The sequence below is a fragment of the Streptomyces sp. NBC_01260 genome, assembly GCF_036226405.1.
Classification (GTDB): Bacteria; Actinomycetota; Actinomycetes; order Streptomycetales; family Streptomycetaceae; genus Streptomyces; species Streptomyces laculatispora.
This window is the reverse complement of record NZ_CP108464.1, coordinates 8003921-8020710: the sequence shown is the minus strand read 5'-3', so window position 1 is coordinate 8020710 and position 16790 is coordinate 8003921. Positions and strand designations below refer to the sequence as shown.

Sequence of the window (16790 nt, the reverse complement as noted above, 5' to 3'; positions counted from 1 at the left end):
CGAGTGTCAGAACTGCGGCGACTCGGGACGAGGCGGTGCCGGCGGGCCGGGACCCAGAACCGCGACCGGCCGGCGTCGCCCCGAACCCCACCGGAGCGCAGCCCATTGCCTTGACGAAACCCATGGCCCCGCCGGAGGGTCCTGCCGTCAGGGTGGGATCCCTACCGCCCCTCGCCCCGGCCCGAGGCCAGCCGGTCGGCGAATCCGGCGAACCAGGCCAGCATGTCGGGCCGGGTCACGGCGCCTTCCGCACTGACCTCGGTGACGCGGGCGCCCTGGAGGATGCGTTTCACCGGGACCTCCAGCTTCTTGCCCGTGAGGGTGCGGGGCACGGCCTCGACGGGGACGACGGCGTCCGGGACGTGCCGGGGCGACAGACTCTGTCTGATGGCGCCGACGATCTCGTCGCGCAGGGAGTCGTCGAACCGCTCCCCTGCCGCGGGCACCACGAAGAGCGGCATGTAGTAGCGGCCGTCGGGAAGTTCGGCGCCGATGACGAGGCTGTCCGCGACTCGCGGCAACCGCTCGACGACGGCGTAGAGGTCGGCCGAGCCCATCCGTACGCCCATGCGGTTGAGCGTGGAGTCGGAGCGTCCCGCCACCGCGACGGAGAGGTCGGCATCGACGGTGACCCAGTCGCCGTGCCGCCAGACGCCCGGATAGACGTCGAAGTAACTGCGCTTGTAGCGCTCACCGTCGGGGTCGTCGACGAAGTGCAGCGGCATCGACGGCAGGGGGGCCGTGACCACCAGTTCGCCCTGTTGCCCCACACGCGGCTGCCCCGTGGCGTCCCAGGAGGCGAGGGCGACGCCCAGAGCGGGCCCCGAGATCCGGCCCGTGCGCACCGGCAGCAGCGGGGAGCCGCCGGCCAGGACGGAGCAGATGTCGGTGCCGCCGCAGATCGACTGGAGCCGGGCACCGGGGGCGAGGCGGTCGCGGGCCCAGTGCCAGGTGCTGTCGGGCATCGCCGAGCCGGTCTGCAGGATGGTCCGCACCGCACCGAGGTCCGTCCCGGCCGCCGGGCGGGCGCCCGCCTTCTCCGCCGCTGTCAGATAGGCGGCGCCGACGCCGACCACCGTGGCGCCAGTGCGTTCGGCGGTCCGCCAGACCCCGTTGATGTCGGGATGGGCTGGGCTGCCGTCGTACAGGACGAGCGTGCTTCCGTGCAGCAGCCCCCCGACCATGAAGTTCCACACCATCCAGCTGGTGGAGGTGTGGAAGAGGTAGCGGTCGTCCGCGCGCAGGTCGACGCCGAGCCCGAGCGCCTTGAGCAGTTCGACGACTATGCCGCCGTGGCCGTGCACGATGCCCTTCGGCACGCCGGTGGTCCCCGAGGACCACAGGATCCACAGCGGGTGGTCGAACGGGACGTCGGCGAAGACCGGCCGGGCCCTGCGGTCGGCCAGTTCGGTCCACCCGTGCCGGGTCGCATCCGTCCGCCCCGGCCAGGCCGGACCGGCCCCGGACACGTACAGGCGGTCGACGGCGACCAGATGGCGGACCGTGGGCAGGCCGTCCAGGATCTCCGCGACGTGCGGGCGCCGGTCGTACTCCTTCCCCCCGTAGCGGTAGCCGTCCGCTGCCACCAGGACCGTCGGCCGCGCCTGCCGCAGCCGGGCGATGACGCTCGGCGTGCCGAAGTCGGGCGAGCAGACCGTCCAGGTGGCGCCGACGGCGGCCGTGGCCAGGAGGGCCACCACGGCCTGCGGGATGTTCGGCAGATAACCGGCGACGCAGTCCCCGGGGCCCACTCCCATCTCGCGCAGGGCGGCGGCCACGCCCGCCACTTCGTCGGCGAGCCGGTCCCACGAGGTCTCCACGGGCTCGCCGGTCTCGGACACGGCGATGAGTGCGGGACGTGCGTCGGTGGCGTGAGCGAGGCACTGCCGCGCGAAGTTCAGCCGTGCTCCGGTGAACCAGGTCGCGCCGGGCATCGCCGCGTCGGCGAGCACCTCGTCGTAGTGGCTGACGGCGTCCAGGCCGTAGTACTCCCACACCGCCGACCAGAAGGCCGCGAGGTCGTCGGTGCTCCACCGCCACAGTGCCTCGTAGCCGGTGAACGACAGGCCGCGCTCTGTCTCCAGCCACCGCAGGAAGCCTGCGATGTTGCCGGCCGGCGCGCTCATGCCGACGCCTCGGGTTCCGAAGCCGTACGGCAGCCGACGGCGTCGAGGAAGTCCATCGCCTGCGGCCAGTCCTCATAGCCGGATACGGGGTTGAGGTGTCCGACCGGGCCGAGGTCGACCAGCCGGCTGCCCCAGGCGCGGGCCAGTTCGGCGACCCGCTCGAAGCGGGCCAGGGGGTCGTTCGTGCTCGCCGCGACCATGCTGGGGAACGGCAGCGGGGTCCGGGGTGTCGGGAGCCAGCCGTTCTCGCGCAGGGTCTCCGGTCCGGGATGGCCGTCGGGCAGTGGGGTGTCGAAGTCCGGTGGAGTGGCGAGCAGCGCGAATCGCACCTGCCGGTGGTGCCGGGCCGCCCAGTGGACGGTGGTGAGCACTCCGGCGCTGTGCGCGACGAGCACCACCGGTCCGGCGATGCCGGACAGTACGCCGTCGAGTGTGGCGACCTGCGCGTCGCGGCTGAGCCTGGCCTCTGTCAGGGGCGGCACGGTCACGGCGCCGGGGAGCCGGGCGGCGAGTGCCGTCTGCCAGTGACCGGAGACGTGGTCGCGCAGGCCGGGCACGATCACGACCGTGGGCGCGGGGGCGGGGTTCATGTCTGGAGCTCCGTTTTCCTGAGGGCCACGGCCTCGGCCGTGATCGGGACGAGGCCCTTGTCGTAGTGACGTCTGCCGAGGGCGAAGGCCAGGCCCGCCACGACCGAGACGAGCGGGATCACCTGGAGTGCGGCGTGCAGGCCCATGCGGTCGGCGAGCATGCCGGTCACCGCCGGGCCCGGTGCCAGGCCCAGCAGACTGTTGGCGAGGGTGAGCGTGGCCAGGGCCGTCGCCGCGACGGCGGCGGGGGTCAGGCTCATCACCATGGCGGCCGCCGGTCCCGCGGTGGCGTTGGACAACAGCGTTCCCGCACCGATGAGGAGGAGTTGCGCCGCACTGGGCGGGAGCTGGAATCCTCCCGTGAGCAGGACCAGTGACCCGACGCTGCAGAAGACGGCGACGGTCCACTTCAGGTGCCGGTTCCTGCGGCCGAGCCGGTCGCAGACCAGGCCGCCGCCCACCATGCCGATCCCGGTGATGAGCGCGAAGACCCCCGCGGCGAGCCCGGCCTTGTCGGGTGGCAGGCCGTAGTAGCGGTCGAGGTAGCTGGGCATCCAGGCCATCAGCGCCATCGCGAGGAACATCTGCAGCCCGCTGCCCACGTAGGCGCACAGCACGGAGACGGAGGAGAACAGCCGCGGCAGCAGCTTGCGCACCGGGTCCCGCGCACCCGGTGCGGTGCTGGGGCCGACGCCGGCGGATGCCAGTTTCCGCTCGGTCACGACGACGCCGTACACCGCGGCCAGGACCAGGCCGAACAGGCCCATGACGCCGAATGTCCAGCGCCATCCGAGGTGTTGGGCGACCACCCCGCCGATCGACACTCCGAGTACGGATCCGAAGGCGCCGCCCGCGATGAACGCCCCGGAGAGCGTGGCCCGCAGGCCCACCGGGAACACGCTCAGCACCACCGCGATGCCGACGCTCCCGTACGCCGCCTCGCCCACGCCGACCATGAAGCGGCCCAGGAACATCTGACCGTAGCTCGCGGCGAAGGCGCAGCCCAGGGTCGCCAGGCTCCACACCCCCGCGGCCAGGACCAGGCTCCTGACCCGGCCCCAGCGGTCCGCCAGCAGCGACAGCGGGAAGGTCAGCAGGCCGACCATCAGGGCGACGATGCCGCTCAGGGAGCCCAACTGGGCGTCGGAGAGCACCCATTCGGCCTTCAGCAGAGGGAACACGGCGTTCAGGACCTGCCGTGACATGTAGTCGGACAGAAGCAGCCCGAAGCTGAGGGCGAACACCAGCCACGCGTAACCGCGGTTCCGGTTCATCGGCTCAGCAGGGCCGGTCACCGGCGACGCCGGCTCGTTCCATCCTGCGGACGGCCGGCCAGTAGTCCTGGACGGCGTAGTGCTGGGTGGAGCGGTTGTCCCAGATGGCCACGCTGTTCGGCGTCCAGCGCCAGCGCACCTGGTACTCGGGGATCGCCGCCTGGCTGATCAGGTAGTTCAGCAGGAGGCTCGCGCCGGGGGCGTGGTCCTGGCCGAACCGCACGTTCTGCGGGGTGTGGTGGTTGACGAGGTGGGTGGTGAAGGCGTTGACGAACAGGATCTTCTCCCCGGTCTCCGGGTGGGTGCGGACCACCGGGTGCTCGGGGTCCGGGTATCGGGCCTTGAGCCGGTGGCGCTGGTCCGTCGTCATGACCGCGCCGAAGCTCGCCTCGATGCTGTGCCGGGCGCGCAGGTCCGCGATCTGCGCGCGGATGTGGTCGGGGAGCCTGCGGTAGGCCTCTGCCATGTCGACCCAGATCGTGTCGCCGCCCACCTCGGGCGTCTCGACGCAGCGCAGTACCGCGCCCATGGGAGGGTGCTCGCGCCAGGTCGCGTCGCAGTGCAGGGCGTTCTCGTAGTGTTCCGGCTTGCTGTCCAGGTCCTTGTAGATGCGAACGAGGCCGGGATGGTCGGGGTCGCTGCCCAGAACCGGGTGGTCCTCCAGCGGGCCGAGGCGGGAGGCGAACGCGACGTGCTCGGCGCGGGTCATGTCCTGGTCGCGCAGGAACAGCACCTTGTGCCGGAGCAGGAGTTGTTTGATCTCGGCGAAGAGGGCGTCGTCCCGGGCGGCGTCGCCGAGTTGGACACCGTGCAGCTCGGCTCCGAGGGTGCAGGTCAGCGGTTCGGCGTGGATGCGGGTTCGGGCGGAGGTGTGCGTCATGTGCGCTCTCCTGGGGCAACTCAGCGGGACTCGTCGGAGAAGTGGAGGAAGTCAGGGAACTCGGCGGGATCAGGGAGTTCGGGGGCCAGGAACTCGCGGGATCCTCGCGGGATCAGGGAGTTCGGGGGCGGCAGCGAACTCGCTGGATCAGGGAATGAGCACGGACGAACCCGTGGTGCGGCCCGATTCCAGTGCGCGGTGCGCGGCCACGGCGTCGCCGAGCACGTAGCGCTGGTTGATACGGATCCGGATCCGTCCGGCGGCGACGTGGCCGAACAGCTCGCCGGCCAGCACGTCGCGCTCCGCAGGGTCGGCGATGTAGTCGGCCAGCGCGGGGCGGGTCACGAACAGCGATCCGTGGATGGCGAGTTGCATCGCGTCCAGCGGCGGCACGCCGGACGCCGTGCCGAAGCAGACCAGCAGGCCGCGGGGGCGCAGCGCGGCCATGGACGCGGCGACGGTGTCCTTGCCGATGCTGTCCAGGACCAGGGGGACACCGACCCCGTCGGTCAGCTCCCGCACCCGCTCGGCGACGTCCTCACGGCGGTACAGGATGGTGTGGTCGCAGCCGTGGGCCCGGGCGAGTTCGGCCTTCTCCTCGGTGGAGACCGTGCCGATCACGGTGAGGCCGAGCAGCTTCGCCCACTGGCTGACGATCAGGCCGACGCCGCCCGCGGCGGCGTGCAGCAGGATCGTGTCACCGGGCTTCAGCGGATGGATCCGGCGCAGCAGATACGCGGCGGTGAGGCCACGCATCGTCATCGCGGCCGCGGTCTCGCAGTCGATGCCGTCCGGCAGCCGGATGAGCGAGTCGGCGGGCATGATCCGTTCGGTGCTGTACGCGCCGAGCGGGCTGCCGGTGTACGTGACGCGGTCGCCCTCGGTGACGTGGGTGACTCCCCCGCCGACGGCCTCGACGACACCGGCTGCCTCGACTCCGAGGCCCGCGGGCAGCGGGGCCGGGTACAGGCCGGTGCGGAAGTAGGTGTCGGCGAAGTTGAGTCCGACGGCCTCGTGCCGGACGCGGACCTCGCCGGGGCCCGGATCGCCGACGGTGACGCGCTCCTGGCGCAGGACGTCGGGGCCGCCGGTCTCGTGGAAGCGGATGGCGTGTGCCACGGGATGCTCTCTTCGTTCGGCGGTGGTCAGCGGGCGGTTTCGCGGAGCATGAAGCCACGCTGTCCGGGACGCCGGTTGGGCACCATGCCGAGCCGGGCCAGGGTCTGGTCGCTGTCCTCGTAGTACTCGCCCAGGTGGTAGATCTTCTTGGCCTCCGCGCCGCTCGCGATGTCGCGGCCGAGGGCGTCGGCGATCCGTACCATCTGCTCTACCTGCCGCACGGAGCTCATGGGCTCGCCCTTGCGGGCCCACAGGTTGTCCTCGTTGCCCACGCGGACGTGCACCCCGAGGGCGATGGCAACGGCGTTCATCGGGGCGACCGCGCGCATCGAGGACTCGATCGTGAGGACCGCGCCGTCGGGGACGCGGCGGACGAACTCGATCAGGTCGGCGGGGTGGCGCCCGGCGAACCCGCCGCCGATCGCTACGTAGTTGAGGACCAGCGGGCCGGTGTACACACCGCTGCGGATCAGCCGCTCGACGGTCTCCAGCTGTGCCAGGGTGGCGAGCTGGAAGTGCGGCTGGATGTCGTTCGCGTGCAGGCGCTTCAGGTGTTCGAGGTAGAAGTCGGGTCCCGCCTCGACGACCATCTCGCGGTAGGCCTGGTAGTAGTCGGGCTTGGCGATGGAGGTGCCGGCCAGGTCTTCCTCCGACATGATCTCGACGATGTTCATCTGGCTGGTGTTGATGGCGATCGTCACCTGGTCGGGGCGCGGGGTGAGCTCGGCGAGCAGGTGGCGCGTGTCGTAGCTCAGCCACTTCGCGTCGGCGCCCTCGTCCTCGGGGGCGAACGAGATGGAACCCCCGATCTGGAGGACCATGTCCGGTACGGCCTCGCGCAGCCGCCCGAGCAGTTCGTTGAACATGGACATGCGCTTGGAGCCGTGGCCGTCCAGTTCACGTGCGTGGATGTGGAGCACGGTGGCTCCGGCGTTGTAGCAGTCGACCGCCGCCTGCACGTGCTCGTCCATGGTCAGGGGGAGGTCGTCGGCGTCACCGGGCAGCCACTCCGGGCCGTAGGGAGCGGCCTGGATGACCAGCTTCTCCTGGTTCTCGGGCAGCAGGGAGTCATCGAGGAAGTGCATGGGGTCATCTCCTGGTAGGCGGATGCGGCGGACAGGCCGCTGGAAACCGAACTCCAACGGACCCGACTCGCGTGCTCCGCAAGGGTGTTACCGGGCGAAGCCGTGGTGTCCCTTGCGTTACCGCCACGTTAGGAGCGGGTTACGCGCCGCGCTTTACCCGAGGTGACAGGAGACTTGTCAGTTGGGGACAGGCGCCTCGGCCGCCCGGCAGGCGCGCCACTCGCGCGCACTGGTGCCGAACCGGTCGCGGAACCATCGGGAGAAGGCACTGGGGGCCGAGAAGCCGAGCAGGCCGGAGATCTCCGTCAGGGAGCGGCGCGGGTTCGCCACCAGCTGCTCGGCGAGCTGGGTGCGTGTGGCGTTGACGAGCGAGGAGAACGTCTCGCCGGATGCGGTCAGATGCCGGTGAACGGTCCTGCGGTCGACGCCGAGACTGCCCGCGACCTGCTCGATCGAACAGCGCCCGGTCGGCAGCAGGACCTCGATCAGCTCCCGCACCCGGTCCAGCTCGGTGGCGTCCGCGGTCACCGCGAGGGACTCGAAGTACTGGCGGGCATAGCCGCGCAGCAGGGGGTCCGCCATTTTGTTGGGGGTGTCGAGTTCGGTGGTGCAGAGGACGATTCCGTTGAATTCCCGGTCGAATTCCACCACGGGCCCGAAGTAGCGACGGTGGGCCGCCGGCTCACTGGGTGCGCCGTGCGTGAAGCACACGGACACCGGCTGCCAGCGGGCGCCTAGGAACACCCGCAGAAAGCCGACGAAGGTCCCCATGGCCAGCTCGACGGCCTGTCGCGCCTCGCGCACCTCGCCGAGTTCCAGGCCCAGCTTCACGGTGGCGATCCCGTTCGCCTCGGTCAGCCGGCTGCGGAGCAGTTCGTTGTACATGCGCTCGTGGCGCACCAGGAGGGCGAGGGCGCTGCGCACATCGGGCTCCTCGCGCAGCACCAGGCTGATGGGCCCGAGGTTCGAGAAGCGACGGCGCTCGGCGAGGAGCAGGCCGAAATCCTCACATCGGGACGCCGAGGCGGAAAGTTCGAGAAGTTCGGTGACGGCGACGCCGGAGATCCACCGGTCCTGGACTGCGAGACCGACCGGATCGAGGCCCACGCGTTTCATGAGCGCGCGCGGGTCGACACCGAGGGACTGGCTGAGCTCTACGTAGCTGCTCAGGGCGGCATTGCGGACCAATGGTTTCATCGGGCACTCCAGGGCTTTGTCCCCAATTGATAAGTCACCTGCCCCGCCAGGTCAAGCGTTGTGTTCTGACGTGACCTAGCGTGGCACCACCGCGCGGCCCCATTGAATTCCGGCGGAGGACACTTTGGCAAAGTCCTTGCTTCTTGAACAGCCCTCATTGCCGGTCTGAATTCGCGGATGAATCGAGAGGCTCGAACTCGCGGTTTCGTGAGATTCACCGACAGAGAACCTAAGCGGAAGGGAGACGTATCGTGCGTGGTCGATCGACCGGGACTCCACGCCGGCCCTGTATGGGTCCGGCCGTATGGCGCGGCCCGGATCTGACGCGCTCCCGCGACTGGGCCCAGTACCTCACGCCGTCCCGGCTCGACGAGCTGGATGCGGCCGTGCGGGCGGTGCGCACACGGGGAACCCCGCTCCTGAAGGTGACCGCCGAGCATTTCCCGCTGCCGGGCCTGGCCGAGGACCTGGCCCGCGCCGCGGATGAGCTGGAGAACGGCCGGGGCTTCGTACTCGTACGTGGCATCCCGGTGGAGGACTACGGCCCGGCGGCGCTCGGCGTCCTCCTCTGGGGCCTGGGCCGGCATCTCGGCATTCCGGTCTCGCAGAACACCACGGGGCACATGCTCGGCCGCACTGGCACCGCGGAGGACGGCCGGGAGGACCTCGCGGCGCAGGCATTCCACACCGACGAGGCCGACGCGGTCGCTCTGTTGTGTCTGCGTAAGATCCGTACGGCACTGGCCAGTTCGGCGGCGGTCCACAACGCGGTGCGGGCACACCGGCCCGACCTGCTCGACTCTCTGTACCGCACCCATTTCCTCGTCCGCGAGGAGCCGGATCCCCCTCAGGTCCCCTGCCGGGCCGTGCCCCTCGCCCACCGTGACGGGGAGAGATTCAGCCTGCGCTACGACCGTCGCCGTCTGGAGTCGGCGCAGCACCGGGCCGACGTGCCGCGCCTGTCCCCGGCCGAGGTGGAACTGTTCGACCTCATCGACGCCGCGGCCCACTCCCCGGACCTCCGGCTCGACCTGGACCTCGCCCCAGGGGACCTGCTGCTGCTCAACAGCCACGCGGTCCTGCACTCCCTCACGGCCCCCGCCCCCGTCCCCGCACGCGCACCGGGGCCTCAGGCACTCCGGCTGTGGCTGACACCGCATCGGCCCCGCACACTGCCGCGGGACTTCTGGGGCGATGCGCCCTCCGCTGCCGGCGGCCGCGGAGGGGTCCCGCCCCTGGACGTGATCACCCCGCAGACACCTACGACAAGGAAGCCGCATGACCGAGCTGTTCGCACTCCTGGCCCGATCCGTCCGGTCCCACGCTGACCGGACGGCCGTGCGGCAGGGCGGGACCACTGTCACCTACGCACAACTCGACGACATGACGGCCAGGTTCGCGGCGTTGCTGCGGAACCACGGGGTGCGCGCGGGCGACCGCGTGGCGGTCGCCCTGCCCAACGTCGTCCACTTTCCCGTCGTGTACTACGGCGTGCTGCGCGCCGGCGGGGTCGTGGTCCCGATGAATCCGCTGCTGAAGTCGGGCGAGATGGCGTTCGTGCTCCGCGACTGCGGTGCCCGGCTCCTGGTGGCCTCGCCCTCCTGCTCCGCCGAGGCCGAACCGGCAGCGGCTCGGGCCGGAGCAGAGTGTCTGGTCGCGGACCCGGTGACGTTCGCAGCCCTGCTGGGCTCGGTCCCACCGATGGCCGGCGCGGCCGGCAACGCGGCCGACGACACCGCGGTGGTCCTGTACACATCCGGTACCACCGGAACTCCGAAGGGCGCGGAGCTCACGCACCGCAACCTGGTGAGCAACGCCCTTACCACGGCACGGACGCTGCTGTGCCTGGGCCCGGACGACGTCCTCTTCGGCGGGCTCCCGTTGTTCCACGCTTTCGGGCAGACCTGCGCCCTGAACGCCGCGATCGCGTCGGGGGCCTGCCTGTCCCTGCTGCCGCGGTTCCGCGCGGCAGATGCGCTGGAGACGCTGCGCCGGGAGGAGGTGACCGTCTTCCTGGGCGTGCCCACGATGTACAGCGCACTGCTCCGGAACGGAGTCGGTCAGGCCCTGCCGCGGTTGCGTCTGGCGGTCTCGGGGGGCGCGTCGCTGCCCGTCGAGCTGTTGCACGCCGCCGAGCGGGAACTGGGTGTCACCGTCCTGGAGGGCTACGGCCTCTCCGAGACGTCCCCTGTGGCCTGCTTCAATCCACCCGATCGCCCCCGCAAACCCGGCTCCATCGGTCTTCCCGTTCTTGGTGTCGAGCTCCGGCTCGTCGGGACCGACGGCGGGGTGGTCGGCCCCGGCGAGGTAGGAGAGCTGGCGATCCGGGGCGAGAACGTCATGAAGGGGTACTGGAACCGCCCGGACGACACCGCGGGCGCCTTCCGGGACGGGTGGTTCCACAGCGGCGATCTCGCCCGCGTCGACGAGGACGGCTACTACTTCGTCGTCGACCGCAAGAAGGACCTCGTCATCCGCGGCGGCTACAACGTCTACCCGCGTGAGATCGAGGAGGTGCTGTACCGGCACCCCGATGTCACCGAGGCCGCGGTCCTCGGTGTGTCCGATCCGGTGCACGGTGAGGAGATCGCCGCCGCGGTCGTTCTCCGGCCCGGCGCCCGCGCCACGACGGACGACGTGCGCGACTACGTACGGGAGCGGGTGGCGGCGTACAAGTACCCGCGGATCGTGAGGTTCGTCGACGCGCTGCCGAAGGGGGCAACCGGCAAGATCCTCAAGCGGGACATCCTGATCACTCCCCCGAAACCCCCGGGCGCCTGACCGTCACGCCGCCCGGCCCGGGGCCGACGACCGCTCCGGGCCGGGCGGGAGGTCGTCCGGCCCCGCGCGGTACGGTGCCAAGTCCAGCCGTGACAACGAGACCCCTGCGCCGGGCCACTACGGCGTGGAGGTCTGGGTCCAAGGGGGCGGGCGGGCTCCGAAGGGCGGGGTGCGGCCGCCTGAATCCACATCCGTCCGGTTACAGAACCGTCGCAAAGGACGTCACAACCGGATGCCGGGGTGGCGAGTCCAACTGTGCGAGATGGCAAGCGAATCCGTTCGCCGCCATCGGGCGCGGCAACCAGCCGCGTCGTACACGCATTCCGGGGGGATACGTTGAACACCACTGCACACACGCTGCGTTCGTTCGCCACAGCCACGGGGGCAGGCCTGCTCCTGGCCGCCACCGGAGCCGTCCTGGCACCGGGGGCCACGGCCGCACCGGCGGACTCGGAGCCGCCGGCACTGGCCGTCTCCACCGCGGCGCCGGCGGAGATCGGACTGGCCGGCCAGCCGGTCGGCTTCACCACCACAGCATCCAACATCGGCACGCACGACACCTCGTCGGCACGGCTGATCTACCACGTCGACGGGGGCGAGGGCCTGCCCTCGAACGCCGTCAGCCTGCAGTACAGGCTCAGTGGAACGGCGTGGAAGACGGTGTCGCTGACACTGACCGGCACGCAGTTCTCCGGCGAACTTCCCGAGACCTTCCCGCTGGCCGCCGGCCAGGCGCGAACCGTGCAACTGCGACTCGGCCTGCCCATGGGCACCCCTCACAACGGCGACAGCAACGGCGGGACCGATCAGCTGAAGCTGACCACCCTGGTCTCCTACGGCGCCTCGGGCGCGGCCAACGACACCGACGAGGACACCGTCGAGGTCGGCGCGCTCAGCACCCGTCTGTCCGGTGTGCCCGCCACCGCCACCGCGGGCGGGCCCGGCGTGAGCTTCCAGGCCACCGTGTCCAACCCCACGGCCTCGGCGTACGAGAACGTGACGGACGTACTGTTCACCAGCCGGGACGCCACCGTGCAGAAGCTGCGCTCCGGGACCTGGAAGACGCTGAAGCCGATCACCGACAGCGCCGAACCGGACGTGTACGGCTTCGACGTCATCGGCAAGGACGCCGCCATGGCTCCGCACAGCAGCACGAGCGTCAAGGTCCGAGTGACCTACCGCAAGGGCGCTGCGGGCGGGAAGACCACCGTGCACCCCTGCGTGTTCGTCAACGAGGGGTCGATTCCGTTCACAGGCAGCACCTTCTGCGGCGCATCGGCGTCGCTCACGCTGAAGGCGGCCGCCTCCGGCACCGCCACCCCGACCGCGTCGGCCACCCCGACGGCGTCGGCCACGCCCTCGGCGACCACCACAGTTCCGGCCGCCACCGCGACTGCCTCCGGAATGACCACGCAACTGGCCGAGACCGGGAGCGGCGGCGTCTCGGCAACCGCTGTGTCCGCGGCAGGCCTCGTCACGGCCGGAGCGGGCGCGCTGGGCTTCACCACCCTGCGCCGCCACCGTACCCGGGCCTGAGCGGGCCGGCCCGTCCCTCGGGTGACAGCGGCGGCGGTGCAGCCGCTGCCGGGTGAAGTCGTCCGACGTTGAAGGCGGCGACGTCAGCGCAGTTCGGTGCGTGCCCGGTGCCGGCCCCGGAGGCCGGCACCGGGCACGTGGTGCGATGGTGTCCGTCGATGGTGGACGGGGCGATCCGGCGGCCAGAGCCGGTGAGGGTGACGTCCAGGGTCATGCTCCGGTACGGCACGCCATGCGGCGTCACCGGACCCCAGCGGACACGTCGGGTGCCCTGCGGATCAACTTCCCTCTGCCGTCGGCAGGATCGGGCTCAGTGACGATCGAACCCGCGCCCTGGGTGCACACCGAGAGGGTCCGCCCGCGTCGCGGCGGCACGACGCCCGCCTGGACGCAGCTCCTTCACTCGCCCCCCTGCCGCTGGGCCCTTCCGCGGGCGCCTCATGGCACCCAGTGACGCCTCGTGGACGCGGGAACGTTGACTCGCCGTCACCGACGGAAGGCCCCCGAGAGGGCGCGGTGCGCCTTGTGGACCAGGCCGCGGGCCGCCAGACGGAGCTGCGCACCGGCGCACGGCCCGTTGAAGATGATGAAGTCGTCGAAGGTGTGCACCCCGGGCCGGTCGGCGACCGCGTGTGCCGCGTCCCGCACCGCGACCAGCTGATTCACCGTCATCTGCAGCTCACGCTCGTCCGGTTGATAGCGCGCGCCGAGCGGGAAGTCCACGCCCGGACGGGCGGTGAGCTCGATGTGGCAGCCCAGGACGTGAGTCACCGGCCGGGTCTGCGTGAAGTCCACCAGTCGCTCAAGGGTCGCGGTGAACTCCGCGAAGTCGAAGGCGTAGAGCCGGCCCGGGTAGACGGTGTCGCCGGTGAGCAGTACGCCCGTCCACGGGTCATGGATCGTCACGGCCGCCCGGTGGTGGCCCGGCGAACCGATCACCTCCAGGACTCGGCCGCCGAGGTCGAAGTCGATGGTCTCCCGCGGCCAGGAGGTGAAGCCGAAGAACTCCTGGACCGCCTCCAGTTCCCGGGCCACCACCGTGGTCCGGGGCCGGTCGGCGAACTGGGCGTCGGCGGCAACGTGATCGCCGTGCCCGTGCGTGTGGGCCACGACCAGCTCGTAGCCCGGGCGCGGGTGCTCGCACAGCCAGGCGTCCACCAACTCGTCGACGGTGGCCCGCAGCGGGAAGCGGGCCGGGTCGGCGGTGGCCCCGGTGTCCAGCAGCAAAGCCCGCTCGTTGCCGAGGAGCAGGTAGATGAAGGGCGCCTCGTAGTTGACGGTCTTGCTCTGGCGCAGGACGAAGGTGTGCTCGTCGTAGGCGTGCACTTGAAGGAGCGGCTCGGCGCCGTCGGCCTTGGAGCGCGCGCCGTGGTTCCAGCGCACGTCGAGGCTGCCGGTCACCGGTGCGTTGCGGGTGAAGTCGATCGGGTCGACCGTGTTGTCAGTGGTCATCGGTGCTGTCCCCCAGGTCAGTGTCGGCAAGCGGCGAGGCCGCCATGAAGCAGCGGACGTGTCGCCGGTCGTCGGCGTGTGTGTCCGGGGCGACGCCCTGGACCTCGGCGACGTCCCTCGCCAGGCACGGGGCCAGGATCGCGCGCCACTGCGGCCTTGCCCTCGGCCGGCCTCGGCGGCTGTCACCCGAACGGTGGCGGCCATGCCCCGGGCCACGTCCCGCCACTGGGCGCTCTCGCCGAGCGTGCGGCCCGCGCAGTCGAGCGCACGGGCGGCCTCGCGCTCGACGGACGCAGGCGGAAGGAGCAACTGGCCTGGGACACGCCCAGCGTCCGCCCGCAGCTCGCAGCCGTCGCGGGGCCGATCTCGCCGAGAGTCTCCAGCAGGTCGAGCCGGCTCGGATGGGCCAGGGCGCGGATCGCCTTCGGATCACTCAGTCGCACATGTCAAAGGGTACGTTGACGCATGGGAATACCAACGTACTCTTTGGCTTTTTTTGGACTCTCGGCCGTCAGGGCGCCCATCAGCAGGTCATCGGATACGGGGGCTCCGGGGGGGGCGTCCCAGCGGCAGAGGGTCCGGGCTCCCCGGATGAGGCAGCGGACCGTGATGACGGCGCCGGCCAGGGCGATGAACCCGGCGGACGCCCTGGGTACGGAGAAGCCTGCCCGTGCGAGGGCGGGCGGGCAGGTCGCGCCGGACGCGAGTCAGGTACCGGACGGTGCCCCTCGCCTCTGCGGGTCCCGGCCTGCCGGGACGGTGTGGAACTCCCTTCGCAGGGAGGTGAATCCGCGTTCCTCGCGGTGCGGGTGGACGCGGTTCGTCAGCAGGATCGCGTAGCGGGCCGCCTCCGGGTCGATCCACAGGCTGGTGCCGGTGAAGCCGGTGTGGCCGTACGAGGCGGGGCCGAAGGTGTCGCCCACCGGCGAGGCGTGCGGGTCGGTTCCCTGCCAGGCCAGGGCGCGGCGCAGGTTCAGGTGGTCGGTGCGGGGTGCGGTCATCCGCGCGAGGGTGTCCGGCGCGAGGAGCTGCGGGCCGCCGCCGAGGAGGGAGCGCGCGAGCCGTTCCATGTCGGTGAGGGTGGCGAAGAGGCCGGCGTGGCCTGCGACGCCACCGAGTACGACGGCGTTCTCGTCGTGCACCTCGCCGGTGACGGTGCGGCCGCGCCAGGGGCAGTCCTCGGTGGCCACCGCGCGGGCCCGTTGTCCGGGGGCGGGCCCGAAGCATGTGCCGGTGAGTCCGAGGGGTGTGCTGACGAGGTCCGTCAGCAGGGCGTCCAGGCTCCGGCCCGTGGCCTGTTCGGCGATCAGGCCGAGCAGCATGAATCCCTGCGACGAGTACGTGACGCGGGTGCCGGGTTCGGCGGTGCGCGGCAGGGCGCCCAGCGCGGTGAGCAGGGACTCGCGGGTGGGGTGGTCGCGGTAGAGGGGGACGCCTCCGGGCAGTCCCGAGGTGTGGTCGAGGAGTTGGGCGAGGGTGCGGGCGGCGTGCGGGCTGTCGCGGTACCGGTGAAGGTGGTGGCCCACGGTGTCGTCGAGGGTGAGTACGTGCCGCTCGACGAGGGCCATGACGACGAGGCCCACGATCGGCTTGGTCACCGACGCGAGGTCCCACAGGTCGGTGCCGTCCAGCGGTGTCCCGTCGTGGGCGCGGGTCCCGGTCCAGCCACGGTCGTAGGGGCCGCTCGCGTCGCCCAGGGACCAGGCCGCACCCGAGTACAGGCCGCGCGCCCGTCCCTGTTCGAGGATTCCCCGGCGCGCGGCCGCGTGCTGCCCGGAGGCGGTCGGCGCCGTGGGCGGCTGCGGGGTGCCGGTGCGGGGCGCCCGGGTGGGGTGCGCGCTCATCGCTTCCGGCCTGCCCCGTGGTCCGGGGCGCCGACGACGCCGAGCCGTGCTCCCGCTTGTGCGGCCAGGCTCGTGGAGAGCGCGGCCGCGGCGGAGCGCACCATCGGCCCGTACAGGTGCGCGGCCGCTTCGTCGAGGGTGAAGGCGAGTCCGGTGAGGACCAGCACGCCCGCCGGGTGGCCCGCGGCGTCGCGTACCGGGGCGGCGAGCGCGCGGCGGTCCCGCCAGGCGTCGGCGCTGTCGAAGGCGTAGCCGTCGTGGGCGGCGGCGGCCAGCGCGGTGCGCGTCGCCTCGTCGGCGGGGGCGCCGTCCGGGCCGGTCAGCAGAGTGTCGGCGTCCTCGGCGGGCAGGGCCGCCAGCAGGGCGAGGCCCGCGGCGCCCGCGGTGACGGCCTCACGCGTGCCGGGGCGCAGGTCGAGGGCGGGGCCCTGGGTGGGTGCGTGCACGTACAGGTGGATCAGGGTCCTGTCGTCGCGCACGGCGTACGAGGCGAACAGGCCGGTGCGGATGCGCAGTTCATCGAGGACGGGGCCGGCTTGGCGCATCGCCGCGTCGTCGGCGAGGACGCTCGCGGCAAGGCCGAGGAGGCGGGGGCCCGGGCGGTAGCTCCCGCCGGCGGCCGGTTCGGCGTAGCCGCCGGCCGCGAGGGCGCGCAACAGGCGGTGCACGGTGGGTTTGGCGAGGCCCGTGTGGCGGGCGAGATCTGCGAGGCGGTGTGGTGCTCCGGTTTCGGCGAGGGCGGAGAGCACTTCCATGGCCTTGTCCACCGGGCCTGGTGCGGGTGGAAGGGCTGTCACGGCCGCCTCATCGAGAGCGGTGGCGGACGTCTGCTGCTGCGAACGACTGTTGACCGGTTTCCCCATGGGGATTACCTTACCCGCACTGCATTCCATTCACCGGAACGGG

13 protein-coding genes are annotated in these 16790 nt (G+C 71.6%); 3 read left to right on the top strand and 10 right to left on the bottom strand.

Annotated features, from left to right (window positions below):
• Positions 1-161: 161 nt before the first annotated feature.
• The 7 genes from OG322_RS35670 to OG322_RS35640 form a co-directional block, all read right to left on the bottom strand.
• The gene (locus tag OG322_RS35670; protein WP_329307468.1) at positions 162-2126 is read right to left on the bottom strand and encodes an acetoacetate--CoA ligase; all 1965 of its coding nucleotides are present in this window, start codon (positions 2124-2126) and stop codon (positions 162-164) included.
• The gene (locus OG322_RS35665) at positions 2123-2716 is read right to left on the bottom strand and encodes an RBBP9/YdeN family alpha/beta hydrolase (protein WP_124286316.1); all 594 of its coding nucleotides are present in this window, start codon (positions 2714-2716) and stop codon (positions 2123-2125) included. The genes OG322_RS35670 and OG322_RS35665 overlap by 4 nt, the downstream gene beginning before the upstream one ends.
• Positions 2713-3990, bottom strand: coding sequence for an MFS transporter (locus tag OG322_RS35660; RefSeq protein ID WP_123467251.1), 1278 nt, complete (start codon positions 3988-3990; stop codon positions 2713-2715). The genes OG322_RS35665 and OG322_RS35660 overlap by 4 nt, the downstream gene beginning before the upstream one ends.
• A 4-nt stretch (positions 3991-3994) precedes the next feature.
• Positions 3995-4870: a TauD/TfdA dioxygenase family protein gene (locus tag OG322_RS35655; protein ID WP_124286315.1), complete on the bottom strand. Its 876-nt coding sequence runs from the start codon at positions 4868-4870 to the stop codon at positions 3995-3997.
• 147 nt (positions 4871-5017) lie between these two features.
• Entirely contained in the window at positions 5018-5989 is a 972-nt protein-coding gene (locus OG322_RS35650) for a quinone oxidoreductase family protein (protein ID WP_124286314.1), read from the bottom strand.
• Positions 5990-6015: 26 nt separating this feature from the next.
• Positions 6016-7074 carry a 3-keto-5-aminohexanoate cleavage protein gene (locus tag OG322_RS35645; RefSeq protein ID WP_124286313.1) on the bottom strand — a complete coding sequence of 353 codons (1059 nt, stop codon included), beginning with the start codon at positions 7072-7074 and terminating at the stop codon, positions 6016-6018.
• 177 nt (positions 7075-7251) lie between these two features.
• Positions 7252-8271 (bottom strand): AraC family transcriptional regulator, encoded by a 1020-nt coding sequence (locus tag OG322_RS35640; protein WP_123467259.1) that lies wholly within the window; start codon positions 8269-8271, stop codon positions 7252-7254.
• 290 nt (positions 8272-8561) lie between these two features.
• Here OG322_RS35640 and OG322_RS35635 point away from each other — a divergent pair, with 290 nt between their 5' ends.
• The 3 genes from OG322_RS35635 to OG322_RS35625 all read left to right on the top strand — a co-directional run bounded on the left by OG322_RS35635 (position 8562) and on the right by OG322_RS35625 (position 12588).
• Positions 8562-9599, top strand: a complete 1038-nt coding sequence (locus OG322_RS35635) for a TauD/TfdA family dioxygenase (RefSeq protein WP_123467261.1) — start codon at positions 8562-8564, stop codon at positions 9597-9599.
• Positions 9550-11052, top strand: a complete 1503-nt coding sequence (locus OG322_RS35630; protein WP_123467263.1) for a long-chain-fatty-acid--CoA ligase — start codon at positions 9550-9552, stop codon at positions 11050-11052. The genes OG322_RS35635 and OG322_RS35630 overlap by 50 nt, the downstream gene beginning before the upstream one ends.
• A 336-nt stretch (positions 11053-11388) precedes the next feature.
• Positions 11389-12588 (top strand): hypothetical protein, encoded by a 1200-nt coding sequence (locus tag OG322_RS35625; RefSeq protein ID WP_266412803.1) that lies wholly within the window; start codon positions 11389-11391, stop codon positions 12586-12588.
• 486 nt (positions 12589-13074) lie between these two features.
• Here OG322_RS35625 and OG322_RS35620 read toward each other — a convergent pair whose 3' ends face one another.
• From OG322_RS35620 to OG322_RS35610, 3 genes are all read right to left on the bottom strand, one after another.
• Positions 13075-14040, bottom strand: coding sequence for an MBL fold metallo-hydrolase (locus OG322_RS35620; RefSeq protein ID WP_124286312.1), 966 nt, complete (start codon positions 14038-14040; stop codon positions 13075-13077).
• Positions 14041-14747: 707 nt separating this feature from the next.
• Positions 14748-15884, bottom strand: a complete 1137-nt coding sequence (locus tag OG322_RS35615; protein ID WP_124286311.1) for a serine hydrolase domain-containing protein — start codon at positions 15882-15884, stop codon at positions 14748-14750.
• The gene (locus OG322_RS35610; protein WP_123467273.1) at positions 15881-16747 is read right to left on the bottom strand and encodes an IclR family transcriptional regulator; all 867 of its coding nucleotides are present in this window, start codon (positions 16745-16747) and stop codon (positions 15881-15883) included. The genes OG322_RS35615 and OG322_RS35610 overlap by 4 nt, the downstream gene beginning before the upstream one ends.
• Between the last annotated feature and the right edge of the window lie 43 nt (positions 16748-16790).